The sequence below is a fragment of the Variovorax sp. GW822-FHT04E09 genome, from assembly GCF_058800845.1.
Genome location: NZ_JBXAMR010000001.1, coordinates 380,112 through 405,497 on the forward strand (window position 1 = coordinate 380,112; position 25,386 = coordinate 405,497).

Sequence of the window (25,386 nt, forward strand, 5' to 3'; positions counted from 1 at the left end):
CACAACGAGGGGATGCGTGAGCGCACGCCGTACGAGCCCGCGCCGCCCCGGGTTCGAATTTTCGAACGATCCCTAAGTCGACCTCCCGATTTTTCGTGGCATTTCTATATCGGGAAAAGCACTCGAAAAGAACAATTCACCGGAACAAAACACGCCGCCGCTCACACGCTTTCCGTGCGCACTTTCAAGGGCACTCGCTGCAAGAGGCGCAAGGCCCTTGCAACGCGAAACCCGATGCATCGGCGGTTGGATTGGGTTCGTTGCGGTGCAGTCAAACGCATCGTTTCGAGGCCATGGGTGGGTTTCAACGAATCCTTCGTTGAACCCTTTTTTGAAGTTCTTGAGGACATACCAGTGAAGAAAATTGCAACCCTTGCCGCTGCCACCTGCGCGGCTGCCGTGATGTTCGTGCCCGGCCAGGCGAGCGCCGACAGTGCCGAGCTCCGGATCGCCGGCACCATCATTCCGGCCGCCTGCACGCCCGTTTTCACAGGCGGCGGCGTGGTCGACTACGGCAACATTCCCTCCGGCTCGCTGAATCCGACGGCCCAGACCACGCTCGCGGACAAGTCGACCCAGCTGACGCTGACCTGCGATGCGCCTGTGCTGTTCGGCTTCAAGGTGATCGACGAACGCGCTGCGACGGCGGTCGCCGCGTTGGAAACCATCCCGGGGTATGCCACGAACGCGAAGTTCGGCTTGGGCGCTGTGGATGGCAAGAACATCGGCGCCTATTCGTTGCAGATCACGAAAGAGACGGCCGATCAAGGCAGCACCAAACACATCAACAGCGTGGACGGCGGCGCCACCTGGTCGGACTTTGCGGGCGGCATGACCGGCGACGGCGGCACGCTCGTTGCCTTCGCCGCCAGTGCCACGGGAACGGTGCCGGGCGCCCACACCGCCATCACGGCCGACATCCGTGTGGTGACCGCCATCGACAAGGGCAGCAACCTGCCGCTGACCCAGCAGATCCCGCTGGATGGCCTGTCGACGTTCGAACTCGTCTACCTGTAAGCAGCGGCTGACGAACAGCCCGTCGATCCCTTTCCGCTCTTGTTTCTTCTGCCGTCAAGGGCAGCGTTTCGGGGCCATGGCGGGCGTCAACGAATCCTTCGTTGAAATCTCTTTTTTTGAAGTTCTTGAGGAAATTATTCGTGAAGAAAATTGCAACTCTTGCCGCTGTCGCCAGCGTGGCCGCCGTGATGTTCGTGCCCGGCCAGGCGAGCGCCGACAGTGCCGAGCTTCGGATCGCCGGCACCATCACGCCATCCCCTTGCACGCCCGTTTTCACGGGCGGTGGCGTGGTCGACTACGGCAACATTCCCGCCAGCTCGCTGAACCCGACGGCCCAGACCACGCTCGCGGAAAAGTCGATCCAACTGACCATGACCTGTGGCGCGCCTGTGCGGTTCGCCTTCAAGGTGATCGACGAACGCGCCGCGAGCGCGGTCACTTCGCTTGCAACCATCCAGGGGGCCAACCCGAATATGAAGTTCGGCTTGGGCACTTCGGATGGCAAGAAGATTGGCGCCTATTCGTTGAAGGTCATGAGTCAGACGACCGATCAAGGCGGCGCGTTTACCGTTGCGAGCGAGGACGGCGGCGTTACCTGGGGGCACCTTGGTGTATCCGGCGTGCCGGGTGATGGGGGCAGGCTCATTGGGGCCGTCAACGGCGTCGCGTCTTCGACGCCGAATGCCCACAAGTCCGTCACGACCGAGATCGGTGTGGTGACCGCCATCGACCAGGGCAGCAACCTGCCGTTGACCCACGCGATCCCGCTGGATGGCCTGTCGACGTTCGAACTCGTCTACCTGTAAGCCACACGGCTGTATCGGGCGGTCCTTCCGCCCGATACAGGGTGGTGCCGGGCAGGGCGCCTGGCGCAACCCTTTCCAGGACATCCCATTCTCGAGCCCGCTGCGGCATTGAGCACCGGCCGGCATCGCGTCCGGACCGATCGGGATCGACGCGGTGCCACGGCTGGCGAACGGCCCGTCGGTCCCTCCCCATTTTTGATTCTTCTCGAAAGCGCCCCTTTCGAGACGGCGGACGCGCTCGTCCGACCACAGGAAAGAGAACCGTGAACTTCATCCCCGCCAGATTTGTTTTCGCACTGTCTGTCTCGACCGCGTTGATCGCGGGCCTTGCCCCGTTGCCGCTGCATGCCGCGGGCATGCTGCCGGAGACCTCGGTCGTCATCGTCAACGAGAGCGATGGCGAAGCCAGCATCAACGTCAAGAACACGGACGCCAAGCCGGCGCTCATGTTCACATCGCTGACGGGCATTCCCGGGGACGACGACACCCTGCTGATCGTGACCCCGCCGGTCGCCCGGGTCGAGCCGGGCGAAACGCAGCTCGTGCGTTTTCTGCTGCAGACCAAGGAGCCGCTGAAGACGCAACGCCTGCGGCGCGTGATCTTCGAAGGCATCCCGCCGAAGAACACCGAACCGGGCCTGCGCGTGACCATGAACGTGCGCCAGAACCTGCCGGTGCTGATCCACCCCAAGGGCCTGGCGAAGGACGATCATCCATGGAAGCGACTGAAGTGGTCGGTCGGGACCGGCACGCTGCGCGTCGTGAACGACAGCCCGTACGTGGTGCGCCTGGCCACCGCGGTCCAGCTGCTCCCGTCGACCGCGACGGTCGAGTTGCCGCGCCCCCACGTGCTTCCCGGCGAGACGGTGGAAGTGCCCCTGCCGGCCGCTGCGAAGGGGGCCGCCACGGTGCGGATGGTGCCTGCGACGGTGTACGGCTTCACCGTGGCCAGCTACGACGTCAGGCTCGCGGCGCACTGACGATGGCTGGGCTGTCGTCCTTGCGCACCGTGGTCCCGGCGGCCGTCACGGGCGAGCGCGCGAAAGGCACTTCGGCCGGCCTGCCGGCGATGCTCTGCGTGCTGCTGGCTTCTCCGTCGGCCTTTGCCCTGGCCGGCGAGGACCGCGCCGACGTCATCGAGCAGTTCATCAAGGAAAAGCAGGGCGCCGGCTTCGACCTGGACGTGCTCAGGCAGCGCGGCATCGACCCCAAGCTGGCGGACTACTTCCGGCATGAAGCCCGCTTTCGCGCCGGGACGAGCGTGGTGACGCTGTTCGTCAACGGCGAGCGGCGCGGGCTGGTGCCCGCCACCTTCGACGCGGACGGCCGCCTGTGCTTCGACGAGACGCTGCGGGACAAGGCCGGCCTCGTCGCGGGCCGCGCGGCGGACAACGCAGCTGCGGGCGCCACGGCCTGCGATGAATTCCAGCGCCAGTTTCCCAGCACGATCGTCGAGTTGCGCCCCGGCAGGGACGAGGTCCGCCTCATCGTGCCGACCGATGCGTTCCGGGCCCGCGAGCGGGCCGACACCTTCAGCAGCGGCGGCGTCGCCGGCCTGCTGAACTACGACCTGCTGACGATGGACAGCCGCCATGCCGGCGGCACCAGCAGCTTCCACTCGCTGGGCACCGAGGCCGGCCTGAACGTCGGCGACTGGATCTTCCGAAGCCGCCAGAGCTACACCTCGAACAACGGCAAGGAGAAGCTCCAGCACCTGTATGCCTACGGCCAGAAGACGCTGACCGGCTTGGGCTCGACGGTGCAGGGCGGCCAGATCACCATCGCCAGCTCGATCTTCCCGGGCGATCCGATCGTGGGCGTGCAGATCGTCCCGGAAGAGGCCCTGCGCGCGGACGCACGCGACAACGGCGCCGTGGTCGAAGGCATCGCCCACACGCAGGCCCGCGTCGAGGTGCGGCAGAACCACGCGCTCATCTACTCGACCGTGGTCCCGCCGGGGCCGTTTTCGCTCACGGGCCTGCCGCTGCTCAGCGGCGCGAGTGACTTGGAAGTCACGGTCATCGAGGCCGACGGTTCCCGGCGGCCGTTCACCGTGCCGGCAGCCGCCCTGGGCGCGACCGCGCTTCGCACGACAGCGGGCTATTCGTTCGCGGTCGGTCGTTACCGCCCGTACGGCCACGGCGACCGGCAGGACAAGCCCTGGGTGGCGACGGGCACCGGCACCTGGGCGCTCGACAAGCGCACGCACCTGACGGCGGGTGCGATGGCGGCGTCGCGCTACCAGGCCGCGGCATGGGCGGTGAATCGCATGGTGGTGCCGGGCACGATGGCGGGGTTTCGCCAGGCCGTGTCCAACGCCACGGGGGAGGGCGTGCGTGGCACGCAGGTCAACGCGTCGGTGAGCAGCGTGATCTCGCCCGCCTTGTCTGCGTCGATGAGCGCCACGCAACAGACCCGGGGCTTTCGCGACCTGGCGGACACGGTGAACCCGGACCTGTTCGACACCGGCTGGACACGCCAGCGCTACAAGGGCCAGTACACGGGCTCGGTCGGCTGGACCCACGCGAGCCTTGGCGGTTTCCGGCTGGCCTATTCGGCCTCCTCGAGCTTCGACGGACGCCACATCCAGCGCGTGATCGGCTCGTGGGTGAAGTCGTTCCCGTACGCGACGGTGTCGCTCAACGTGGAGCGCAGCACCGGCGACCTCGGGCGCTTCGACAACAAGCATGCGGCCTATGTCACCGTGAGCATTCCGCTGGGGTCGAAGACGGTGAAGACGTACGTCAACCGCTACGACGACCGGACCCGCGCCGGCGTCACGCTCAACGAGCGCATCAACGACACCACGAGCTACCAGGTCTCGGCCGAGCGGGACAGCCGCGACGGGCGCAACGACTTCGCGGGGCGCCTGAGCCTGCTGCCGCGCTACACGCAGGCCAACCTGGGCTTCTCGCGCAACGGCGCGAGCACCACCTACAGCGGGCAGCTGCAGGGCGGCATCGTCGCTCACAAGGACGGCGTCACGTTCTCGCCGTACCCCGTGCAGGACACCTTCGGCATCGTCTCGGTGGGCGGCGTGTCCGGCGTCCGGATCGGCACGCCGCAAGGCCCGGTGTGGACCGATGCGTGGGGTCGCGCGGTGGCCCCGCAGCTGTTCCCGTACCACACGAGCCGGCTGGAGGTTGCGACCCGGTCGCTGCCCCGCAACGTCGACCTGGTGAACGGCTACCAGGAGCTCGATGCGGGCCGCGGATCGGTGAACCACATCCGCTTCGGCGTGGTCAACGCCCGCCGGGTGCTGCTGAAAGCCATCGGTCCCGCGGGGCAGGCGCTCGAGAAGGGTGGGGCGGTGGTCGACGGCGACAACCAGTACGTCACCTCGGTCGTCGACGGTGGGCAGGTCTTTCTGCCCGACGTGCGGGACGGCGCGGACCTGCGGGTCACGCTGTCGAACGGGGACAGCTGCCGGCTCGCGTTTTCGCTGCCGGAAAAGCCAGACGCCTCGGCCTACTTTGAATCGGCCGATGCGACCTGCACGGCCATGGGAGCACACCAATGATCACGATGAAAAGCCTGCACCGAATGGGCGCGATGTTCGGCATGGCACTTGTCGCGCTGGCAGCAACGCCGGCGCATGCACAAGCCTCGGCACGCTGCGACGCGCAACTGAGCGAATCGCTCGTCGACTACGGACGAATGACCCGCGCACAGCTGCTGGAGCGCCAGCCCGACCCCGCCCGGGCCTCGCTGGGCAAGCGCCTCGTGGCGCTCACGGCGGTGTGCGCCGAACGCACGGCGATGGCGCTGTCGTTCCAGGGCGCGGCGGCGGACGACACGGGGTTCCGGTTTGCCGCGAACGACCGCTTCACCCTCCGGATCGTGCAGGCGCAACTCGACGGCAGGCCGGTTCGCCTGGCCGCATCGCAGGCGGACGCCACGGGCGCGGCCCCCTCGTCGCTCCTTCGGCCCGGCGACCGCATGTCGCCCATGGACGGCGCCGGCCTGGCCCAGGGCCAACGCCTCACGGTCCAGCTCGAGATCGAGCCCTTCGTGGGAGTTGCTGCCACGCGCGTGGGTGCCGAGAGCACCTGGGAAGGCGCGGGGCGTTTCGAAGTTCTGAGCCGTTAGCCCGTCGTCCAGAGCGCAAACCACCCCGTCGACTTGCCCACAAGGCGATTCGACATCCGATCCATCCATCCACCTCTGGAGCGATCCTTGAAGCAGAGTCATTGCACAGTCCCTACCGCCATCCCCTCCACGCTGCGGCTGCCCATCACGTGGGGCGAGACCACGTGCGCCACCATTGCGGTGATCGACCCGGAACTGCGGCCCCGACAGCAGATGGGGCGGGCCATCCGCAGGCTCGGCCATTGGCCGCTGGTCTTCACCAGCGCACTGGAACTGATGCAGGCGCGCCGTTACCTCCACCTTCGCTTCGACGCCGTGGTCGTGGCCTGCCCGGTGGACGCCGGCGCCGCGGGCGCGCTGATCGCCCAGGTGCGGGAACAGGTGGGCCCGGAATGCCCCCTGGTCCTGAGCGGCAGCAAGCGCGGTCTGCGTGAACTGGCGGTCCTGCATGCACGCGAATCCGACCACGTGGAGGTGGCGCCGTCTTCGTTCGAAGAGGCGTACCTCCTGATGCGGTGCTTCCTGCAGTGGCACCGGGCACGGGTGGCGGGCCAGTTCGTCGAGTGGGGTGCGTTCCGCTTCGACCTGTCCGCAGACAGCGCGCAGGTGGCCGGCATCCGGGTCGAATTGACGCCCAATGAGTTCGACCTGGCCATCGTGCTGTTCAGGAACGTCGATCAGGTCCTGACCCACCACGCACTGCGCGCGCTGGTCTGGGACAGCGGCCATCGCTGCGGCTCCGGGGTGCTTTCCACGAACGTGTGCGGCCTGCGTCGCAAGCTCGGCCTGGGCACCGGACGCCATGGGTTGGAACTGCAGGCGGTCCCGGGGCAGGGCTACCGGCTGAGCACCACGGCCAGCGTGCCGGAAGAGAACAGGCGCCGGCAGCGGGAACCCGTCCGAAGGGCAGGGGAACGCGCGTGGGGGAGCGCAGCCGCTGCGCCGGGTTCGGCCGCCTGAGCGAAAGGCAGTCAGCCTAGGCGCTCGCGGGTGCGGCAGCTTCCGCCGCATCGGGCCGCGCCAGCCCCGACGCCACCGCCGCCAGGATGCCGCGCAACCAGCGGTGCGCCGGCTCGTGCTGCGAGCGGTCGTGCCACAGCTGGTAGAAGCGCATGCGCGGAAAGCCCTGCGGCGCGGGCACCGCCACCAGCGGCAGCGTGTGCACGAACTGCATCGCGAAATGACGCGCGGTGGTGAAGACCAGGTCGGTGCCCACCAGCAGGTGCGGCGCCACGGTGAAGTAGGGCACGGCAATGCAGGCCTCGCGCGTCTGGCGCAAGGTGGCCAGGTGCGTCTCGACCACGCCGCGCTGCGACGCCGCATACGGCGTGGGCACCACGTGGCGCGCGGCGATGTAGCGCTCCATCGTCATGGCGCCCTTGGCGGCCAGCGGGTTGTTCTTGCCCATGAGGCACATCAGGTCGTCCTCGAGCAGCAGCGACAGGTGCAGCCGGTCGGGTGGCTGCGGCCAGTTGCCGATGACGATGTCGAGCTCGCCCTGCGCCAGCGCGCGCTCGTAGTCGTAAGTGACGCTCAGCGGGTGCACCACCAGCCGCGCATGCGGCGCCTCGGCGCGGAACCGCGTGGTCACGTCGGCCAGGAAGCTCATCGCCAGGTAGTCGGGCAGCGCGAGGTGGAAGGTCATCGCGCTGGAGGCGGGCTCGAACTGCTCGGGCCCCGAGAGCATGCGGTCGATCTCGAGCAGCGCCCCGCGCGCGCGGTCGCGCAGCTGCAGCGCCCGCTCGGTGGGCACCATGCCGCTGCGCTCGCGCACCAGGATGGGGTCGGCGAACACCTCGCGCAGCCGGCGCAGGGCGGTGCTGATGGCGGGCTGGGTCTGGTTCATGCGCACCGCCACCCGGGAGACGCTGCGTTCGGCCACCAGGGCGACCAGCACGCGCAGCAGGTAGGTGTCGACGGGAGCGTGGGAGCGTGACATGGCGGCAGGGCGGAAAAAAATGCCTCTGGGGGCGTTGCCGGCGGCAGGACCCTCATTGCAAACCGTTATGTCGCACATTCTAGAGAGCGTGATCCGGGGCCGCGATATCTGCCTACAGTTCGCCACCAGCGGGAACGGCAGCCGCAAGCGGACCCACAGAAGGTCCCAGGCGGCGCGTCCCGTCCACACCTAGAAATGGAGACAACCATGAGCATGGACGCCACGATGGCGCCGGTCCGGGAACATACCGCCACGGCGGAACTGGACGGCATCTACCGCAAGATCATCTTCCGCCTGATTCCCTTCCTGATGCTGCTGTGGGTGCTGGCCTGGATCGACCGGGTCAACATCGGCTTCATCAAGCTGACGATGCTGGACGACCTGAAGTGGAGCGAAGCGGCCTACGGGCTGGGCGCGGGGATCTTCTTCCTGGGCTACTTCTTCTTCGAGGTGCCCAGCAACCTGCTGCTGCAGAAGATCGGCGCCAAGAAGACCATCATGCGCATCACGATCGGCTGGGGCCTGACCTCGATCGCCACGATGTTCGTGAAGAGCACCGAGATGTTCTACCTGCTGCGCTTCCTGCTGGGCGTGTTCGAGGCGGGCTTCTACCCCGGCATCATCCTGTACCTGACCTACTGGTTCCCCGACAGCCGGCGCGCCAAGGCCTTCGGCATGTTCATGTCGGCCTCGGCCTTCGCGGGCGTGATCGGCGGGCCGCTGGCCGGCACCATCATGAACAACATGCATGGCGTGAACGGCTGGGCCGGCTGGCAATGGGTGCTGCTGCTCGAGGGCATTCCCTCGGTGCTGGCCGGCATCGCCACCTACTTCTACCTGACCGACCGCCCCGAGCAGGCCCACTGGCTCACGGCGCGTGAACGCCAGCTGGTGCACGACGACCTGGAACGCGACCGCAAGACGCTGGGCCACCGCGAGCACAGCATGCTGGCCTCGCTGAAGAACGGCAAGTTCTGGCTGCTGATCCTGATCTTCTTCTGCATCATCGCGGCGAACTCGTCGCTGACCTTCTACGGCCCGACGCTGGTGAAAGAGATCGGCTTCACCAACCCGCTGACCGTGGGCTGGATCATGGCCGGCGCCTACCTGTGCGGCGCGGCCGGGATGATCTGGAACGGCTTCCACTCCGACCGCCACCAGGAGTCGCGCTACCACTGCGCGCTGGCCGCGGCGCTGGGTTCGGGGGCGTTGCTGGTGGTGGCACTGTTCCTGCGCCAGAGCCCGGCCCTGGTGCTGGCGGGCCTCACGCTGGCCATCGTCGGTACCATGAGCGCGATCCCCGTGTTCTGGCAGATGCCCAACCGCTTCCTGGCCGGCACTGCAGCCGCCGGCGGCGTGGCGCTGATCAACTCGATCGCCAACCTCGCGGGCTTCGGCGCGCCGTGGATGCTGGGCCTCATCAAGACCGCCACCGGCAGCCTGGCGCCGGGCCTGTATGTGGTCGCGGCGGTCGAGATCTGCGCCACCGTGCTGATCCTGCTGTTCGTGCCGCGCCTGCACAAGACGCCCGCGCGCTGATTCCTTCCACCCCTTCGTCTGACTGTCTGAATACAAAGGAGATGCTCTCCATGCCTTCCCACGCCCATCGTTTCGACCTCCAGGCGCTCAACGCCATGGACTGCGACGCGTTCGTCGCCGCACTCGGGCCGACTTTCGAGAACTCGCCCTGGGTCGCACGCTCGGCCTGGTCGCTGCGGCCCTTTGCCACCATCGACGCGTTGCACGAAGCCATGCTCGACGTGGTGCGCCGCGCACCCGACGCCCAGCAGCTGGCCTTCCTGTGCGGCCACCCCGAGCTGGCGGGCCGCGAAGCCCAGGCCGGCACGATGACCGCCGAGTCGGTCGGCGAGCAGGGCAGTGCGGGCCTGAACGCCCTGAGCCGCGAAGAGATGGCCGAGATCCAGCGGCTGAACCGCGTGTACCGCGAGCGGCACGGCTTTCCTTTCATCATCGCGGTGCGGCGCAGCACCAAGGGCCAGATCTTCGAGGCGCTGCGCAGCCGCGCCGCCGAGTCCACCGAAGCCGAGCGCCGCGCGGCGCTGACGCAGATCGGCCTCATCACCCGCGGGCGCATCGACACGCTGCTGGGTGCGTCCACCTCCCAAGGAGCGGTCCATGCCTGAGAAAGAAATTTCCCTGCCCGCACGCCGTCGCTTCGCGCTGTCGGGCCTCGCGCTCGGCGCCGCAGCCCTGGCGCCGCACGGTGCTGTTGCACAAACGGCCGCACCCGTCGGCCCGGCCCAGGCCAGCGGCCCCATCGTGCTGCACGGCGTGAGTCCGCGCCTGACCGTGCATGCGCTCGACACCTTCCACGGCGCCGCGGCGACCGGCCTGCGCATCGATCTCTCGGTGCGCGAGGGCGACGGCTTCAAGCTGCTGCGCACCGTGACCATGAACGGCAACGGCCGCTCCGACGAGCCGCTCTTGATCGGCGACAGCTACCGCGCCGGCGACTACGAGCTGCTGCTGCACGTGGACGAGTACTTTGCGCGCAAGCAGTCGCGCCTGCCCACGCCGCCGTTCCTGTCGAAGCTGCCGGTGCGCATCCGCGTGGCCAACGTGGCCGAGCGCATCCACCTGCCGATCCAGTTCGGCCCGTGGAGCTACACCTACTCGCGCGGCAGCTGACCAAGCAGGCCCCGTTCATTCCCATCGTCTGCAAGGAGCTTTCTTCGTATGACCGGCATCACCACCCATGTGCTCGACATCACCACCGGCCGCCCGCTCGTCGGGCTGAAGGTCGACCTCTACGACGTGGCGACCACGCCGCCGACGCGCCTGAACAGCACGCGCACCAATGCCGACGGCCGCACCGACGCGCCCATGCTGGCCGCCGCCTCCGCGCGCACCGGGCAGTTCGAGCTGCAGTTCCACGTCGGGGACCACTTCAAGGCGGCCGATGCGCTGTCGGACGTGGTGCCCGTGCGCTTCGCCATCGCCGACGCCGCGCAGCACTACCACGTGCCGATGCTGTGCGCCCCCTGGTTTTTTTCCACCTATCGCGGCAGCTGACCGCGGGAGCTTTTCCTGAATGACAACATCCCATGACCCCCACGCAGGTGCGTACCTGCTCGACTCCATCCGCCTCGCCATGGGCAACATCCGCGAGCGCAAGACCTGGCCCTTCGGCGCCGTGATCGCGCGCGACGGCAAGGTCATTGCCACCGCCGTCAACGAAGTGGACGCCCTGTGCGACCCTTCGGCCCACGCCGAGATGCAGGCCGTGCGCGCCGCCGCCAAGGCCCTGAAGAGCACCGACCTGTCGGGCTGCACCGTGTACGCCAGCGGCTACCCGTGCTCGATGTGCCTGACGGCGATGTACCTGTCGGGCGTGAAGGAGGTCTTCTACGCCTACTCGAACGAGGACGGCGAGCCCTTTGACCTGTCGGCCGCGCGCGGTTATGTGGAGATCGCCCGGCCGCTGGAGCAGCGCGAGATGAAGCTGCATTCGCTGCCGGTGCGCGACGAAAGCGACGAGGACCTGTACGAGGCGTGGCACAAGGTGGCGCAGCCGGCGGGTTGAGCCGGAGACAGCGCTGCGCCCGGGCCTGCCGGGCCGATGCTGCGTGCCATACTGCCCGCGTGTTCACGTGGCGCAGCAGCCATCGAGGAGAAAGACGCACATGGTCCAGCAGGCCAAGCGCAGCGCAACCACCGTCGGGGCCATCCTCGCCTCGGCGCGGCAGCTGTTCATCGAGCGGGGGTTCGCGGCCGTCAGCATCGACGACATCGCGGCCGGCGCGGGGATCGCCAAGGGCGGCCTGTATCACCACTTTCGCGCCAAGCACGACGTCTTCGAGGCGGTGCTCGATGCGGTGCAGGCCGAGCTTGCGGCGGAACTCGGCACGCGCATCCAGCGCATCGAAGGGCACCGTTCGCCCCACACCATCGCGACCAACCTGCGCATCTACCTCGAAGCGGCCACGCAGGAAGGCCTGCGCCAGCTGATCCTGGTCGACGGGCCCGTGGTGCTCGGCTGGGAGCGCTGGCGCGGCATCGACGACCGCCACTTCATGGACTCGATCCGCACCGGGCTCGTGGCGATCATGCCGGCGGGCACGCCGCCCGAAGAGATCGAGGCCGCCACGCGGCTCATCGCCGGGGCAGTGGCCGAAGCGGCGCTGGCCTGCGGGGCGGCGCAAGACCCGGTGGCCGCCGTGCAGCTGCACTGCCGGTTGCTCGAAACCATGCTGTGCGGGCTGCAGCAACACGGGTCGGATTTGCACCCGGATTGACAAACCGACTTTGAGTCGGTAAATTTTCTCCATCGCATCCGATGGAGACAGACATGGCGTTTCCTGGCAAGACCGATCCCGCCGACCCCGCCCTGGGGACCGACGCGTTATTCGCGCGTTACCACGTCGGATGGGAAACACGCGACCCCGACCGCATCGCGTCGCTGCATTCCGAAGACACGACCTACTGGCTGCACGACGGTTCCGCACCGGTGCGTGGGCGCGAGGCGCTGCGCCAGTACTGCGTCGGCGTGTTCGCCCGCTATCCCTTCAGCTTCGAGCTACGGCGCAGCCTGTTCGGCGCGCGCCACTGGGTGCTGGAGTGGGTGATGGTGCTGCCACTGAAGGACACGGCAGGGAAGCCGTTCACCGCGCGCGTCGAGATGCTCGATGTGGTCGACGTCAACGACGCTGGCGAGGTGACGCGCAAGGACGTCTACATGAACGGCGCCCAGTCGCAGGCCGCCTTTGCGCGCGCGGGCATCGCGCCCGGCCAGCCGTAGCCGTCTCGTTCCCGAACATCGCTCCCGCTTCCGGCTTGTTGGAAGCGGGCAGGGCGCAGCCACGCCCAACGATCGGTTACCACCCACCAGGAGCACGCCATGCACACCCGCCCGCATCACACGTTCTGGCCCCGACGCCTGCCTCGCGCCTTGCACGCGGCGCGCACGCCGCTGTGGGACAACCTCGCGGTCAATGCCCGCCGCTTTCCCGACAAGGCGGCGCTCATCTTCATGGGCCGCACACTGAGCTATGCGCAGCTGTGGGCCGCCGTCGAGCGCCTGTCGGCCGGCCTGCATGCGCTGGGCGTGCGCCCCGGCGACCGTGTGCTGCTGGCGATGCAGAACTGCCCGCAGCTGGTGATCGCGCATTTCGCGATCCTGCGCGCCGATGCCGTGGTGGTGCCGGTCAACCCGATGAACCGCGCCGAGGAGCTCAAGCATTTCATCGTCGATCCCGACGCGCAGGTGGCGATCGCGACGGCAGACCTGGCGGTCGAGCTCGCGAAAGCCAGCGATGCCTTGCCGCAGGCGCAGCAGCTGCGCCACCTCGTCGTGACCCAGTTCACCGATGCGTTCGACCCAGCCGCGCTGTCGGAACAGGACATGCCGGCAGCCTGGGCGCCGTGGCTGCTGCCGCGGCGCGAACTGCCGACGCTGGCCGGTGGCGCGGTGCACGCGTGGACCGACTGCCTGGCCTGCGAACAAGCGCCGCCCGTGGCCGGCGCCGATGCGGACGCACTGGCCCTGTTGCCCTACACCAGCGGCACGACCGGCCAGCCCAAGGGCTGCATGCTCAGCCACGCGAACGCGATGCACAACGCGATGGCCATCAATGCCTGGGGCAACGTGACGCCGCAGAGCATCCACCTCGTGGCCGTGCCGATGTTCCACATCACCGGCATGGTCGGCGTCATGCACGCGGCGATGCAGGTGGGCGCCACGGCCGTGCTCATGCCGCGCTGGGACCGCGAACTGGCGGGCCGGCTGATCGCCACGCACCAGGTCACGCACTGGGCCAACATCCCGACCATGGTCATCGACCTCTTGGCCAGCCCGAACGTGGCGCGCTTCGACCTGTCGAGCCTGGTCGCCATCGGTGGCGGCGGGGCGGCGATGCCGCAGGCGGTGGCGCAGCGGCTGTTCGAGCAGTACGGCCTGCGCTACGTCGAGGCCTACGGCCTCACCGAAACCGCCGCGCCCTCGCACTACAACCCGCCTGATGCGCCCAAGCTGCAGTGCCTGGGCATCCCGTTCATGAGCACCGACGCGCGCGTGATCGACCCCGACACGGGCCACGAGGTCGCGCCGGGTGCGCAGGGCGAGATCGTGATCCACGGGCCGCAGGTCTTCGCGGGCTACTGGAAGCGCCCGGCGGACACCGAGGCCGCTTTCATCGAGATCGACGGCAAGCGCTTCTTCCGCTCCGGCGACATGGGGCATGTGGACGGGGAGGGCTACTTCTTCGTCACCGACCGGCTCAAGCGGATGATCAACGCGAGCGGCTTCAAGGTCTGGCCGGCCGAGGTGGAGGCGCTGATGTTCCGCCACCCGGCCATCCAGGAAGCCTGCGTGATCGCGACCCGCAACGCCTACCGCGGCGAATCGGTCAAGGCGCTGGTGGTGCTGAAGCCTGCGCAAGCGCCGGTGAGCGCGCAGGACATCATCGACTGGTGCGCCGCGAACATGGCGGCGTACAAGGCGCCGCGCGTGGTGCAGTTCGTCGACGCGCTGCCCAAGAGCGGCAGCGGCAAGGTGATGTGGCGCGCGCTGCAAGAAGCAGAGGCTGCGTCAACGTGAATCCGACGGGCCCGGGCGAACGATGACCGGCGCATGCTGCGCCATCAGCCCGGCGATCCACTCGATGAACGCGCGCAGCTTGGCGCTCACGTGCCGGTTCGGCGCGAACGCCACGTACAGCGGCATCGGATCGAGCCGCCAGTCTTCGAACAGCGGCAGCAGTTCGCCGCGCGCCCGGTGCGGCGCGGCCATGTAGTCCGGCAGCCAGAGGATGCCCAGGCCCGCCAGCCCCGCGGCGAGGTAGGCGTTGCCGTCGTCGACCGAGAGCACGTAGCGGCCCTGCACGTCGACGCGCTCGTCGCCCCGGCGCATGGCGTACGGAAAGGTCTTGCCGTGGCGCGACCACAGGAAGCCGACGATGCGGTGGTGCGTGTCTTCCAGCTCGCGCGGATGCGTCGGCGTGCCGGCCAGTTCGAGATAGCCCGGCGCCGCATAAACCCCAAGCTGCAGGTCGCCCACGCGGCGGGCCATGAGCGAGGGGTCGGTGAGCTCGCCGCCGCGCACGACGCAATCGACGTTCTCGCCGATCACATCGACCATGCGGTCGCTGACGCCCATGTCGAGCTGGATGTCGGGGTAGCGCGCATGAAAGGCCGGCAGCGCGGGCACCAGGATCATGCGGGCCAGCGGGCTGGGCACGTCCACGCGAAGGCGGCCGCGGGGCAGGGCGGCGGCGCCCGACAGGCTGGTCTCGGCGTCGTCCAGGTCGGCCAGCAGCCGCACCGCACGCTCGTAGTACGCCGCGCCATCGGCCGTGACGTTCACCTTGCGCGTCGTGCGATGGAGCAGCTTCACACGCAGCCGCGCCTCCAGCTGCTGCACCAACTGCGTCACGCTGGTCTTGCTCATGTGCAGCGTGTCGGCGGCCTTGGTGAAGCTGCCGGCTTCCACCACGCGGGTGAAGGCTTGCATTGCATCGAAACGGTCCATGGGAGGGCTCCTGCGCGGCGATTGATTGTTTGGAATCTGCAAACAGTGATTGTTGGCTTTGCCCGTTTATCGACGAAGCGAGGCTTCCTAAAGTCCCTGCATCGTCCTCATTCACCGCAGAAAGAAAGCACCTTATGGCCTCACGCGACGTCGTTTTCCCCCCCGGGCGCCAGGCGCTCTATGACCGCAACCGCTATTCGCCAGCCGTTCGCTCCAACGGCTTCCTGTTCGTGTCCGGGCAGGTCGGCAGCCGCGAAGACGGCTCGCCGGAGCCTGAGCTGGAAGCGCAGGTGCGGCGCGCCTTCGACAACCTGAACGCCATCCTGAAAGCCGCGGGCTGCACCTTCGACGACGTGGTCGACGTGACGGTCTTCATCGTCGATCCGGAATCGAACTTCGAAACGATCTGGAAGCTGGTGCCCGAGTACTGGGGCGAAGCGCCGCACCCGACGCTGACCGGGATCGGCGTGACGTGGCTGTATGGCTTTCAGTTCGAGATCAAGGTGATTGCGAAGCTGCCGGATGGGAGCACGCTGAGCTGATTCGACTCAGGGCAACTTCGCTCAGGCTTGAAATGAAGGGCTGGGCGAAGTGCGAGAGCCGGAAGGGCATTGGGCTCGGGTCGAGGACTGCCCAGGCTCTCAGGTTCATAGCGCCAAACGGTCTGCACCTTCACAAGTCATTTTACATAATGCACATTGTGTTCAATATGAAGGGACTGCGGTACAGTCGACGGAACTCAAGAAACCCAGGCAAGCATCTCCCCAAGCCCAACCCGTCAAGAAAAGGAACGCCCACAAGTGACATCGAACGTCCTTGCCGGTCAGGAAGAAATGAGCCGCTGCTTCTGCTGGCGATCAAGCAAGGAAGGATCGAGCGCTCGTTCTTCCTTTCTGTTGGCAGCCGCGGCCTCTTTGGTGGTACTCGCGTTGGTCGCACCCGTCTATCTTCTCGGGCTTGGCCTGGCGAGCCTTGCCTCGCTCGCGAGCGGCGCGAACCCGTTTTCATCCGGCGTGTTCGTTGATCCGGCGATCTGGATCCCGCTGTTCGGGACGAGCGGCCTCGCGGGTCTCATGCTGCTGGTCGCGACCTCAAGAAAAACAGTGATCGCTTTCAGCTTCAATTCGGAAACCAGGCAGCTCAGTTATGTCGAGACGGCGCCACTGCGAAAGCTGCGCACCACCGTGGTCCCGTTTGAGTCCATTCGCGCAGTGACCCCCACGGCGCTCACCAGCTACGCCACGGCGGGTTATCTCAGCGTGGTCACGCGCTTGCCAGGACAGGATGAGAAGCCCCTATCGCTAGGCAGCGATATTCCAATAGACAGCCTTCAAGAGCACTGCATATGGCTGTCCAGATACCTGGGCGACCGTGTTCAACCTCTGCTGCGTCAGGATTGCTGAGGCCCGCGGGCTCTCACCACTTCCCATCCTTCGGCACCGCCTTCACCCCATTCGCCTTCGCATCCCCAGCCGCCTTGATCAGCTCCGCAGACTCAGCCCGATTGGCCTTCACTGCAAAGTCGACCGCCGTCATGCCGAGCTGGTTCTTCATCGCCGTATCCGCGCCTTCGGCCAGCAGCAGCTTCACGGCGTCGTTCGATCCGTACATTGCGGCCATCATCAGCGGCGTGGTGCCGTTGGGCGACTGGGCGTCGATGAAGGCGTGGTTCTCGAGCAGCAGCTTCATGATCGACAGCTGCCCGCTGCTGGCGGCGTAATGCAGCGGTGCCCAGCCGGTCTTGTTGACGGCAGCGTCGCGCTTGAGCAGTTGCACCACCAGGTCTTGCTGGCCCTTGATCGACGCCAACATCAGCGGCGTTTCGTCCTTGGCGTTGGCCAGGTCGACGTTGAGCTGCGGCGACTCCATCAGCACCTGGATGACCTTCGGTGACGGCTCGCGCAGCGCGAGCATCAAGCCGGTCTGGCCGTGTTCGTCGCGCGTGTTCGGGTCGAAACCGCGGTTCAGCAGGGTGCGCACACCGCTGGCGTTGTCGCCGCGCACGGCGCGGAAAAAGTCTTCGAACGAACCCGCATGCGCTGCAAAAGATGCAGCCATGACAACAAGATATATCGACTTCTTAAAGTAGTTTTTCATGATTTGACTTCCCTGAACAATGTTTCGAAGTTGTCGCTTGTCGCCTTGGCGATGTCCTCTACGGGCATTTGTCGCAGTTCGGCGATCTGTTGCGCCACGAAGGGCACGTACGACGGGTTGTTGGTCTTGCCGCGATACGGCACGGGCGCCAGGTAGGGGCTGTCGGTCTCGATCAGCATGCGGTCCAGCGGCACGAAGGCCGCCACGTCGCGCAGGTCCTGGGCTTTCTTGAAAGTCAGGATGCCCGAAAAGGAGATGTAGAAACCCAGGTCGAGCGCGGCGCGCGCCACCTCGGCAGTTTCGGTGAAGCAATGGAATACGCCGCCGGCCGCCCTGCCCGCGCCGTCTTCGCCCTCCTCCTTGAGGATCGCCAGCGTGTCGGCCGAGGCGTCACGCGTGTGGATGATGAGCGGCTTGCGGGTCTGCTGCGCGGCGCGGATGTGCACGCGGAAGCGGTCGCGCTGCCACTCCATGTCGGCGATGCTGCGGCCGCCCTTGCGCTCTTCCATCTGGTAATAGTCAAGACCGGTCTCGCCGATGGCCACGACACGCGGGCGCGCCGACAGGCGCACCAGGTCTTCCACGGTGGGCTCGGCGATGTCCTCGTTGTCGGGGTGCACGCCCACGCTGGCCCAGAAGTTGTCGTAGCTGGCGGCCAGGGCCTGCACGTCGTCGAATTCCTCGAGCTTGGTGCAGATGCACAGCGCCCGGTCGACCTTGGCGGCGGCCATGGCGGCGCGGATCTGGGGCATCTGGTCCGCGAATTCGGGAAAGGTCAGGTGGCAGTGGGAGTCGGTGAACATCGGAAAGGATGAAGTGCGGCGCGCCTGTGGGAGATCGCGCCGTGTCCGGAGTTCCGCGTCACGGGGACGGCGGCGGAGAAAGAACTCAGATGGTCTGGGTCGGGCGGTCGGAGGCCATGGAGCCACCGAGCGCAGCTTCGATGCGCGCCTTCAGCTGGCGCGACTTCTCGTCCGAGGGAAAGCGCACACCGACGCCCGGCGCCCGGTTGCCGGCGGCGCGGGCCGGCGTGATCCAGGCGACCTTGCCAGCCACCGGATAGCGCTGCGGGTCTTCGGGCAGCGTGAGCAGCACGTAGACGTCGTCGCCCAGCCGGTACTCGCGCGTGGTCGGAATGAAGATGCCGCCCTCGGCAAACAGCGGGATGTAGGCCGCGTAGAGCGCGCCCTTTTCCTTGATGGCGAGCTGGATGACGCTCGGCCGGGCGGGCGTGGCAGATGAAGCGGCGGCGGGAGCGACAGGTTGGTTCATGGGCGGCGAGCGGCAGAGTTTAGGGTGCTTCGCGCCTCGCTCACAAGCGCTTCGAGCATGAGGCCGGCGTTGAACGGGTGCTCGGCGGTCCGCGCGGCGGCGGCGAGCGACTTCGACCAGCGCGCCAGCGCCAGCTTGTGCGGGGCCGGCGGCAGGTCGGCCGCGTCGAAGAATCGGGGTTCGGCGCCGTGGCCCACGGCCATCAGGTCGTGGCAGAGCTTCTGCAGCGAGACGACGGCCTGGGCCGGCGCCTGGTCGGCCAGCGCGCCCACGTCGCCGCGCGACACGGCCTTTGGCAGCAGCGACCACGCCTTGGGTGACTGGCCCGAGCGCGCCAGCCGCAGCGCATCGCTGGGCCGTCCGCCCGCGGCACGCAGCAGTTGCGCGGCGTCGGCGGCGGGCACGTCCTGCGCCACCAGCCAGGCCTCGGCCTCGGCGGTTTCGGGCCAGGGCAGCGTGAAGCCCAGGCAGCGGCTGCGGATGGTCGGCAGCAGCTGCCACGCGGCCTCGCTGGCGAGCACGAAACGCACGTCGCCGACGGGCTCCTCGAGCGTCTTGAGCAGCGCGTTGGCCGTGATGGTGTTCATGCGCTCGGCCGGGTACACGAGCACGACCTTGCCGCGGCCGCGCGCGCTGGTGCGCTGGGCAAAGCCGACCGCGTCGCGCATGGCCTCGACGCGGATCTCGCGGCTGGCCTTGCGTTTCTTGTCGTCGATGTCGGACTGGGCCTTTTCGTCGAGCGGCCAGCCCAGTTCCTGCATCGCGACCTCGGGCATCAGCACGCACAAATCGGCGTGGGTGCGGACCTCGATGGCGTGGCAGCTCGCGCAGTGGCCGCAGGCGGCACCGCCCTCCTCCACCGGCTGTTCGCACAGCCAGGCGGCGGCGAGCGCCAGCGCGAGTTCGTACTGGCCGATGCCCGACGGGCCTTGCAGCAGCCAGGCATGGCCACGCTGGCGCAGCAGTTCGGCCAAGGGCTGGCGCAGCCACGGGGTCAGCGTGTTCACCGGCTCGCTCATTGGGCCGCTCCCTGCACCGGCGACAGCACGCCACGCGCCACCAGCGCCGTGTCGATCTGTTGCCAGACCTGGTCGCGGGCCTGGCTCGCATCGATGCGTACGAAGCGCGACGCATCGGCGGCGGCGCGGTCTGCATAGCCCTGCGCCACGCGGCGGAAGAACTCGACGGGCTGGGCTTCGAACTTGTCGGGCACGCGCGCGCCGGCCAGGCGCTGGGCGGCGATCTCGGGGGCGAGGTCGAACCACACGGTCACTTGGGGCTGCAGCAGTTGCGAAGCCGGCACACCGGCCCGGCCCGCCTGCACCCACTGTTCGAGGGTCGCCAGCACGGCGGTGTCGAAGCCGCGCCCCGCGCCCTGGTAGGCGAAGGTGGCGTCGGTGAAACGGTCGCACAGCACGACCTCGCCGCGCGCCAGCGCCGGTTCGATGACCTGCGCGATGTGGTCGCAACGCGCCGCAAACACCAGCAGCGATTCGGTCAGCGGGTTCATCGGCTGCTCGAGCACCAGCCCGCGCAGCGTCTCCGCCAGCGGCGTGCCGCCGGGTTCGCGCGTGCGCACCACGGTGCGGCCCTGCGCCTTGAAGCGGGCTTCCAGCGCGTCGAGGTGGCTCGACTTGCCCGCGCCGTCGATGCCTTCCAGCGTCAGAAACAAACCGGTGTCACTCATTGGGTCGCCTTGGGTTGAGGGCTGCCACCGCCTCGCTGGTAGCGGTTGACCGCGCGGTTGTGGTCGTCGAGCGAACTGCTGAACTGGCTCGTGCCGTCGCCGCGCGAGACGAAGTACAGCGACTTGCTCTGCGCCGGCTGCACGGCCGCCAGCAGCGCGGCCTTGCCGGGCATGGCGATCGGCGTGGGCGGCAGGCCGCCTCGGGTGTAGGTGTTCCAGGGCGTATCGGTCTGCAGGTCGCGCTTGCGCAGGTTGCCGTCGAAGGCGGTGCCCATGCCGTAGATCACGGTCGGGTCGGTCTGCAGCGGCATGCCGATGCGCAGCCGGTTGGTGAAGACGGCGGCAATCTCCGCGCGGTCGTTGGCCTTGCCTGTCTCCTTTTCGACAATGCTGGCCAGAATAAGCGCCTCGTCCGCCGATTTGAGCGGCAAATCGGCCGCGCGTGCCGCCCAGGCGGCTTCGAGCTTCTTGTCCATGGCCCGCATGGCGCGCTGCAGCAGCGCGATGTCGGTCGAGCCCTTCGAGTAGGTGTAGGTGTCCGGGAAGAAGCGGCCTTCGGGGTGCAGGCCCGGCTTGCCCAGCGCGGCCATCAGCGCGTCTTCGCTCATGCCCACGCTTTCGGGCTTGAGCTGCTCGGCCTTGGCGAGCGCGGCGCGCACCTGGCGGATGTTCCAGCCTTCGACCAGCACCACGCTGCGCGTGGCTTCCTCGCCGCGCACCAGGACGTTGAGCAGCAGCTTGGGCGTGACACCGCGTTCCAGTTCGTAACTGCCGGCGCGCATCTGGCGGTCTTGCCCCGAGACGCGGAACCACAGGTACAGCAGCTGCGGCTGCACGTCGACACCGGTGTCGGCCACGGCCTGCGCAATGCCGCGCGGCGTGGTGCCGGGCTCCACCGACAGGTCGACGCTGGGCGTCGGCAACTTGAGCGGCTGGTGCACCCACCAGAGACCGGCGCCGCCGAGCGCCAGGACGGCCAGGGCCACGAGCAGGAAGAGCGTGAGGAAGAAGCTGCGCACGAATCCGAGGAAAAGACGGAGGAAGAAAAAGGGCTGGCAAGCAGATGGACACCGACCCGCGGGAACGGCCGGCCCCGTCGCTGCGACGGGGAATCCCTGCCGCCCCGAAGGAACAGGCACGGCCATGATAATTCAGCGATGACCACAGTCGTTCTCAACGGGGTGAGCACCCTGCCCCACCTCGGCGTGATCCGCGCCGAAGGCCCCGATGCCGCCAGCTTCCTGCACGGCCAGCTCACGCAGGATTTTTCTCTGCTCGGTGCCACAGAAGCCCGCCTGGCGGCGCTTTGCACGGCCAAGGGCCGCGTGATCGCCAGCTTCATCGGCATCCGCCCGCAACCCGAACTCATCCTGCTGGTGTGCAGCCGCGACATCCTGGCGGCCACGCTCAAGCGCCTGTCGATGTACGTGCTGCGCGCCAAGGTCAAGCTGACCGACGCCACCGAGCAGTTCGCGCTGCACGGCGTGGCCGGCACGGCCCTGACCGCCAACGGCCTCGATGCGGCCTTGCCGCCCGGTCGCCGCACGGCCATCGGCGAAGACATCAGCGTGGTGTCGCTGTACCCGGCCGACGGCGTGCCGCGCGCGCTGTGGATCGCGCCGGCCGACCAGAAGGCGCCCGTGGGCCCGACGCTCGACGCCGCGCTGTGGCCCTGGAGCGAGGTGCGCAGTGGCATCGTCACGCTGACCACGCCGGTGATCGAGGCCTTCGTGCCGCAGATGATCAACTACGAGTCGGTGGGCGGCGTGAACTTCAAGAAGGGCTGCTACCCCGGCCAGGAAATCGTGGCGCGCAGCCAGTTCCGCGGCACGCTCAAGCGCCGCACCTACCTCGCACAGACCGACGCCCCGCTGGCCGCGGGCCAGGAGGTGTTCGCCGCCAACGACGCCGAACAGCCCGTGGGCACCGTGGCGCAGGCCGCGCCCGCGCCCGATGGCGGCTGGTCGGCGCTCATTTCCATCCAGATCGCCGCACTCGAGGCCGGCGGCCTGCATGCGGGTGCGCCCGGCGGACCGGCGCTGTCGGTCGAGCCGCTGCCCTACCCGCTGCTCGAAGACATCTGATTTCCCCTGCGTCCCTGCCTTCTTTCCGGGGGCGCTTGGCGCTGTCTCACCGACAGCGCCATTTTTTTGCGCGACGCTTAACCCCGTTCGCGAGGCCCCGCCGTAGAAGCCTGCATCGATCCACTCCTGGCAAGGAAGCCACCATGATGCAGCGCAGACTTCTCCTCACCACCGTCCTGGCCCTGACCGCGCTGTCGGCGGGGGCGGAAAGCCCGATGCGGCCGTACCCCTCCGGTGCCAGCCGCATCGGCGGCCTCATGAACATCAGCATCGTCGACCGCACGAGCGGCGCCGAGCTGCCGATCTACCGCCACCGCGGCGAGTACTGGGTGGCCGGCCGCCCTGGCGCGCGCTATGCGATCCGGGCGCGCAACGCGATGGGCGAACGCATCATGGCCGTGATGTCGGTGGACGGCGTGAACGTCGTCACCGGCGAAACCGCCGGCGTCGGCCAGAACGGCTATGTGTTCGGCCCGCGCGAGCGCAGCGACATCGCGGGCTGGCGCAAGAGCGATTCGCAGATCGCGGCCTTCGAATTCGCCGCCGCCGGCAATTCCTACGCGAGCCGCACCGGCCGCCCCGACGACGTGGGCGTGATCGGCGTCGCGATGTTCCGCGAACGCCGGCCGGAACCGCCGCCGCCGGTCGTGACGCCCTATCCGTCGCGCGACGAGTACAGCGGCGGCAACAGCAGCCGCGAACGGCGCAGCGAGGCGCCGCCGGCACCGTCGTCGATGGGCGATGCGCGCGCCAAGGCGGCCCCACCCGCCGGCAGCGCCGGCAATGCCGACATGGCCGCCGAGTCGTCCGCCAGCGCCATGGCCCGCCAGTCGGCGCCCAGCCCGAGCCTGGGCACGGCCCACGGACGGCGCGAGACCTCGTACGTCGGCAAGACGACCTTCGAGCGCGCCAACTCGCAGCCCGACGAGGTGATCCGCATCCGCTACGACAGCCGCGAGAACCTGGTCGCCGCGGGCGTCATCCCGGTGCCGCAGCGCTGGCCGCGCCCGTCGGGCCCCTCGCCCTTCCCGGGCTCGGACCCCGGCTACGTGCCGGACCCGCCGGCCCGCTACTGAGCGCAGGCGCTGCTGCGCTCAGCGCAGCGCGCGCCGCATCTGGATGTGCGCAATGCCGGCTTCCTCGAAAGGCTGGCCGTGCACCGCGTAGCCGAGCCGCGCATAGAAACGCTCGGCGCTGCGCTGCGCATTGAGCGCCACCTCGCGGTCGCCGCGTGCGCGGGCCGCGTCTTCGAGCGCCTGCACCACGGCCGCGCCGTGGCCGCCGCTGCGCAAGGTGCGGTGCACCGCCATGCGGCCGATGTGCGAGACACCGTCCTCGGCGGGCAGCAGCCGGCCGGTGCCGATGACCTGGCCGAGCCGGTTGCGCGCCACCGCGTGCAGCACGACGGCGTCGTGCGCGTCCCACTCCAGCTCCTTGGGAATGTTCTGTTCCTCTATGAACACGGCGCGGCGCAGCGCGCTCGCGCCTTCGCCGAGCGTGGCCCAGTCGCCGGTCTCGACGGTGCGCATCGGCTCGCCGGCCTCGAAGGCCGTCAGCGTCTCGCGCAGCGCCGCGGGCACCGGCTTCGAGGTCTGCGTGGCCGGGTCGGCGAACACGTAGACGAGCTCGCAGCCCACCAGGAACTCGTCCTGGCGGAACAGGCCGCCCTGGAAAATGATCGACGAGTTGCCGATGCGCGCGCACTTCATGCCCACGTCGATCACGTCGTCCATGCGGGCCGAGGCGCGGAAGTCGATGGTCGCCTTGCGCACGTACAGGTCGCCGCCCAGCGAATGCATCGCCTCTTCGTACGGCAGCGCCATCGCGCGCCAGTAGTCGGCAATGGCGGTGTCGAAGTACATCAGGTAGTGCGCGTTGAAGACGATCTTCTGCATGTCCACCTCGGCCCAGCGCACGCGCAGGCGGTGGAAGTAGTGGAAGTCCTCGCGGTGGACCGGGGTGTTGTTGTTCTCGCTCATGGATTCAATGCCTCTTTCAGTGCGCGGGCCGCGTCGTTCTGCGCCTGCAGCGCCTCGGGAATCGCGCGGCCCATCTTGATGAATTCGTGGATCACGCCACGGTAGATTTCCAGGTCGACCGCCACGCCCGCGGCGCGCAGCTTGTCGGCGTAGGCGATGCCTTCGTCCACCACCGGGTCGGCCTCGGCCAGCCCGATCCAGGCCGGCGCCACGTCGTCGACGTCGTCGGCCAGCAAGGGCGCGAAACGCCAGTCGTCGCGGTCGGCGGGCGTGTTCACGTACTGGGCGAAGAAGAAGTCGATCATGGCCTTGGTCAGCAGCGGGCCGTCGACATGGCGTCGGTGCGACTCGGTGTCCTGGTGCGCGGCCATGCCGGGGTAGATGAGCAGCTGCAGCGCCACCGGCAGGCCGGCATCGCGCGCCAGGATGGCGCACACGGCCGCCAGCGTGCCGCCCGCGCTGTCGCCGCCCACCGCCAGGCGCGTGCCGTCCAGGCCCAGGCTCGCGCCCTGCGTGGCGATGAACTGGAAGGCGTCCCAGGCGTCGTTCGACGCGGTCGGAAACTTGTGCGCGGGCGCGAGCCGGTAGTCGACCGACACCACCGCGCAGCCGCTCTTGAGGCTGAGCACGCGGCACAGCGTGTCGTGCGTGCGGATGTTGCCGACCGTGAAGCCGCCGCCGTGGAAATACACGAGCACCGGCAGCACCTCGGCCGACGGCGCGTACAGCCGCGCGGGCATCGCGTGGCCGTCGCGCGCGGCGATGTGGAAGTCTTCGATGCGCGCCAACTCGGGCTTGGGCACCTCGAGCACGCCCGCGCCTTTTTCATACGAGGCCTTGGCTTCGTCGGGCGTGAGCTGGTCGAGCGGCGGATGGCCCGCGCGCGCCATGCGCTCGACCACGCCGGCCATCTTCGGGGTGAGTGCGGGT

The 25,386-nt window shown here is 68.2% G+C and carries 28 protein-coding genes; 18 read left to right on the plus strand and 10 right to left on the minus strand.

Going from position 1 to position 25,386, the window contains the following annotated elements:
- The first annotated feature begins 12 nt into the window (after positions 1-12).
- From AC1RL8_RS01830 to AC1RL8_RS01855, 6 genes are all read left to right on the plus strand, one after another.
- The gene (locus AC1RL8_RS01830) at positions 13-1,017 is read left to right on the plus strand and encodes a DUF1120 domain-containing protein (protein ID WP_492685646.1); all 1,005 of its coding nucleotides are present in this window, start codon (positions 13-15) and stop codon (positions 1,015-1,017) included.
- 140 nt (positions 1,018-1,157) lie between these two features.
- Positions 1,158-1,823 (plus strand): DUF1120 domain-containing protein, encoded by a 666-nt coding sequence (locus AC1RL8_RS01835; protein ID WP_492685647.1) that lies wholly within the window; start codon positions 1,158-1,160, stop codon positions 1,821-1,823.
- Positions 1,824-2,086: 263 nt separating this feature from the next.
- Positions 2,087-2,803: a fimbria/pilus chaperone family protein gene (locus AC1RL8_RS01840; RefSeq protein WP_492685648.1), complete on the plus strand. Its 717-nt coding sequence runs from the start codon at positions 2,087-2,089 to the stop codon at positions 2,801-2,803.
- Positions 2,804-2,832: 29 nt separating this feature from the next.
- Positions 2,833-5,343, plus strand: a complete 2,511-nt coding sequence (locus tag AC1RL8_RS01845) for a fimbria/pilus outer membrane usher protein (RefSeq protein WP_492685711.1) — start codon at positions 2,833-2,835, stop codon at positions 5,341-5,343.
- The gene (locus tag AC1RL8_RS01850) at positions 5,340-5,912 is read left to right on the plus strand and encodes a DUF1120 domain-containing protein (RefSeq protein WP_492685649.1); all 573 of its coding nucleotides are present in this window, start codon (positions 5,340-5,342) and stop codon (positions 5,910-5,912) included. The genes AC1RL8_RS01845 and AC1RL8_RS01850 overlap by 4 nt, the downstream gene beginning before the upstream one ends.
- Positions 5,913-5,999: 87 nt before the next feature.
- Complete coding sequence (locus AC1RL8_RS01855; protein ID WP_492685650.1) at positions 6,000-6,872, plus strand: response regulator transcription factor; 873 nt, start codon at positions 6,000-6,002, stop codon at positions 6,870-6,872.
- A 16-nt stretch (positions 6,873-6,888) separates the two neighbouring features.
- On the opposite strand, the gene AC1RL8_RS01860 is transcribed toward AC1RL8_RS01855, so the two are convergent.
- On the minus strand, positions 6,889-7,851 hold the full coding sequence (locus AC1RL8_RS01860; protein ID WP_062472868.1) for a LysR family transcriptional regulator: 963 nt from the start codon (positions 7,849-7,851) through the stop codon (positions 6,889-6,891).
- Positions 7,852-8,058: 207 nt separating this feature from the next.
- Between AC1RL8_RS01860 and AC1RL8_RS01865 the strand changes: the two genes are divergently transcribed.
- The 8 genes from AC1RL8_RS01865 to AC1RL8_RS01900 all read left to right on the plus strand — a co-directional run bounded on the left by AC1RL8_RS01865 (position 8,059) and on the right by AC1RL8_RS01900 (position 14,407).
- Complete coding sequence (locus tag AC1RL8_RS01865) at positions 8,059-9,390, plus strand: MFS transporter (RefSeq protein ID WP_070060608.1); 1,332 nt, start codon at positions 8,059-8,061, stop codon at positions 9,388-9,390.
- 50 nt (positions 9,391-9,440) lie between these two features.
- Entirely contained in the window at positions 9,441-9,995 is a 555-nt protein-coding gene (gene uraD / locus AC1RL8_RS01870) for a 2-oxo-4-hydroxy-4-carboxy-5-ureidoimidazoline decarboxylase (RefSeq protein ID WP_095947650.1), read from the plus strand.
- Entirely contained in the window at positions 9,988-10,500 is a 513-nt protein-coding gene (locus AC1RL8_RS01875) for a hydroxyisourate hydrolase (protein ID WP_492685651.1), read from the plus strand. The genes uraD and AC1RL8_RS01875 overlap by 8 nt, the downstream gene beginning before the upstream one ends.
- A gap of 48 nt (positions 10,501-10,548) precedes the next feature.
- Positions 10,549-10,884, plus strand: a complete 336-nt coding sequence (gene uraH, locus AC1RL8_RS01880) for a hydroxyisourate hydrolase (RefSeq protein ID WP_062472877.1) — start codon at positions 10,549-10,551, stop codon at positions 10,882-10,884.
- A gap of 19 nt (positions 10,885-10,903) precedes the next feature.
- Positions 10,904-11,395 carry a nucleoside deaminase gene (locus tag AC1RL8_RS01885; protein ID WP_492685652.1) on the plus strand — a complete coding sequence of 164 codons (492 nt, stop codon included), beginning with the start codon at positions 10,904-10,906 and terminating at the stop codon, positions 11,393-11,395.
- Positions 11,396-11,495: 100 nt separating this feature from the next.
- Complete coding sequence (locus tag AC1RL8_RS01890) at positions 11,496-12,107, plus strand: TetR/AcrR family transcriptional regulator (RefSeq protein ID WP_492685653.1); 612 nt, start codon at positions 11,496-11,498, stop codon at positions 12,105-12,107.
- Positions 12,108-12,160: 53 nt separating this feature from the next.
- A complete protein-coding gene (locus tag AC1RL8_RS01895; protein WP_492685654.1) occupies positions 12,161-12,610 on the plus strand; it encodes a nuclear transport factor 2 family protein in 450 nt (149 codons plus the stop codon).
- Between the two features lie 99 nt (positions 12,611-12,709).
- Positions 12,710-14,407, plus strand: coding sequence for a long-chain fatty acid--CoA ligase (locus AC1RL8_RS01900; protein WP_492685655.1), 1,698 nt, complete (start codon positions 12,710-12,712; stop codon positions 14,405-14,407).
- Here the strand turns inward: AC1RL8_RS01900 and AC1RL8_RS01905 are convergent.
- Positions 14,399-15,337, minus strand: coding sequence for a LysR family transcriptional regulator (locus tag AC1RL8_RS01905; RefSeq protein WP_492685656.1), 939 nt, complete (start codon positions 15,335-15,337; stop codon positions 14,399-14,401). The two genes, AC1RL8_RS01900 and AC1RL8_RS01905, sit on opposite strands and share 9 nt — an antisense overlap.
- A gap of 134 nt (positions 15,338-15,471) precedes the next feature.
- Here AC1RL8_RS01905 and AC1RL8_RS01910 point away from each other — a divergent pair, with 134 nt between their 5' ends.
- Positions 15,472-15,879, plus strand: a complete 408-nt coding sequence (locus AC1RL8_RS01910) for a RidA family protein (RefSeq protein ID WP_492685657.1) — start codon at positions 15,472-15,474, stop codon at positions 15,877-15,879.
- A gap of 258 nt (positions 15,880-16,137) precedes the next feature.
- Positions 16,138-16,740, plus strand: coding sequence for a hypothetical protein (locus AC1RL8_RS01915; protein ID WP_492685658.1), 603 nt, complete (start codon positions 16,138-16,140; stop codon positions 16,738-16,740).
- 13 nt (positions 16,741-16,753) lie between these two features.
- Here AC1RL8_RS01915 and AC1RL8_RS01920 read toward each other — a convergent pair whose 3' ends face one another.
- From AC1RL8_RS01920 to mltG, 6 genes are all read right to left on the minus strand, one after another.
- Positions 16,754-17,434, minus strand: a complete 681-nt coding sequence (locus AC1RL8_RS01920; RefSeq protein ID WP_095745272.1) for an ankyrin repeat domain-containing protein — start codon at positions 17,432-17,434, stop codon at positions 16,754-16,756.
- On the minus strand, positions 17,431-18,237 hold the full coding sequence (locus tag AC1RL8_RS01925; RefSeq protein WP_139705956.1) for a TatD family hydrolase: 807 nt from the start codon (positions 18,235-18,237) through the stop codon (positions 17,431-17,433). The genes AC1RL8_RS01920 and AC1RL8_RS01925 overlap by 4 nt, the downstream gene beginning before the upstream one ends.
- Positions 18,238-18,322: 85 nt before the next feature.
- Complete coding sequence (locus AC1RL8_RS01930; protein WP_062472893.1) at positions 18,323-18,706, minus strand: PilZ domain-containing protein; 384 nt, start codon at positions 18,704-18,706, stop codon at positions 18,323-18,325.
- The gene (locus AC1RL8_RS01935; RefSeq protein ID WP_095947640.1) at positions 18,703-19,725 is read right to left on the minus strand and encodes a DNA polymerase III delta subunit-related protein; all 1,023 of its coding nucleotides are present in this window, start codon (positions 19,723-19,725) and stop codon (positions 18,703-18,705) included. The genes AC1RL8_RS01930 and AC1RL8_RS01935 overlap by 4 nt, the downstream gene beginning before the upstream one ends.
- The gene (tmk, locus tag AC1RL8_RS01940) at positions 19,722-20,393 is read right to left on the minus strand and encodes a dTMP kinase (RefSeq protein WP_492685659.1); all 672 of its coding nucleotides are present in this window, start codon (positions 20,391-20,393) and stop codon (positions 19,722-19,724) included. Before tmk ends, AC1RL8_RS01935 begins: the two co-directional genes overlap by 4 nt.
- On the minus strand, positions 20,390-21,412 hold the full coding sequence (gene mltG / locus AC1RL8_RS01945; RefSeq protein ID WP_492685660.1) for an endolytic transglycosylase MltG: 1,023 nt from the start codon (positions 21,410-21,412) through the stop codon (positions 20,390-20,392). Before mltG ends, tmk begins: the two co-directional genes overlap by 4 nt.
- Positions 21,413-21,550: 138 nt before the next feature.
- Between mltG and ygfZ the strand changes: the two genes are divergently transcribed.
- Together ygfZ and AC1RL8_RS01955 are read left to right on the plus strand one after the other, a co-directional pair.
- Positions 21,551-22,477, plus strand: coding sequence for a CAF17-like 4Fe-4S cluster assembly/insertion protein YgfZ (ygfZ, locus tag AC1RL8_RS01950; RefSeq protein ID WP_070060618.1), 927 nt, complete (start codon positions 21,551-21,553; stop codon positions 22,475-22,477).
- A 146-nt stretch (positions 22,478-22,623) separates the two neighbouring features.
- The gene (locus AC1RL8_RS01955) at positions 22,624-23,553 is read left to right on the plus strand and encodes a hypothetical protein (protein WP_492685661.1); all 930 of its coding nucleotides are present in this window, start codon (positions 22,624-22,626) and stop codon (positions 23,551-23,553) included.
- 18 nt (positions 23,554-23,571) lie between these two features.
- Here AC1RL8_RS01955 and AC1RL8_RS01960 read toward each other — a convergent pair whose 3' ends face one another.
- Together AC1RL8_RS01960 and AC1RL8_RS01965 are read right to left on the minus strand one after the other, a co-directional pair.
- A complete protein-coding gene (locus tag AC1RL8_RS01960; protein ID WP_492685662.1) occupies positions 23,572-24,456 on the minus strand; it encodes a YbgC/FadM family acyl-CoA thioesterase in 885 nt (294 codons plus the stop codon).
- Positions 24,453-25,367 carry an alpha/beta hydrolase gene (locus AC1RL8_RS01965; protein WP_492685712.1) on the minus strand — a complete coding sequence of 305 codons (915 nt, stop codon included), beginning with the start codon at positions 25,365-25,367 and terminating at the stop codon, positions 24,453-24,455. The genes AC1RL8_RS01960 and AC1RL8_RS01965 overlap by 4 nt, the downstream gene beginning before the upstream one ends.
- Between the last annotated feature and the right edge of the window lie 19 nt (positions 25,368-25,386).